Source organism: Neobacillus drentensis, from assembly GCF_036965425.1.
In the GTDB taxonomy this organism is placed as follows: Bacteria; Bacillota; Bacilli; order Bacillales; family Cytobacillaceae; genus Neobacillus; species Neobacillus drentensis_F.
In genome coordinates, this window is the sequence record NZ_JBALPP010000179.1 from 1,560 (window position 1) to 2,186 (window position 627).

The 627-nt window shown below is 28.5% G+C and carries 1 protein-coding gene; it reads right to left on the bottom strand.

All coding sequences use genetic code 11. The features are described from left to right. Nucleotides 1-38 precede the first annotated feature (38 nt). The gene (locus tag V7161_RS29315; protein ID WP_335716302.1) at nucleotides 39-245 is read right to left on the bottom strand and encodes an SdpI family protein; all 207 of its coding nucleotides are present in this window, start codon (nucleotides 243-245) and stop codon (nucleotides 39-41) included. Nucleotides 246-627 lie beyond the last annotated feature (382 nt).

Consider the following 627-nt stretch of genomic DNA (forward strand, 5'->3'; position numbering starts at 1 on the left):
TAAAAAGAATATGCTTAATCCTAAATTGATTAACGTAATTACATCCAATGATAAAGGTAAGATATACAAAAGGATATCGCAATCGGGATATTACAGATACCAAATCTAATGGAATAATAACCTATCAATTTTTGAGCATGATCCCAAGCTTTTTGTAATGACATAGAACGGAAAGTGCGATAACCGTAAAAATGGTTGATTTTTTTTGGAGCTCTTATTTTATGTAAAATTCCAATAATAATCATAAGTAAAGGAATTAATAAACTGATAAAATATGAAGATATATTATCCACTCACTCACCCCTAATTAAAGTTAACTTATATTGTTATAACCCCTACCGAGCTTCAACTCAAGCACCTAATTGTTGAATTAATCGAGTAACCTTTTGTTGATAAATAGGTAAACAGTTGTTAATAAAACTAGCATAGCAATTATAAGAACCGTTACTTCATAAGGATAGTCAATAAAGCTATTGATAACTACTAACAAAATCTTAAAGGCAGGAAAAAAACTAGTCCTGTTACTTTACCTAATAAAAACTTATTTTTAATGTTTTTTTCATTAAATCCTGCTAATAACCACGTTTGTTTTTTCACAGCTACTAAGTAAGAAACAAGTAAAAGAGC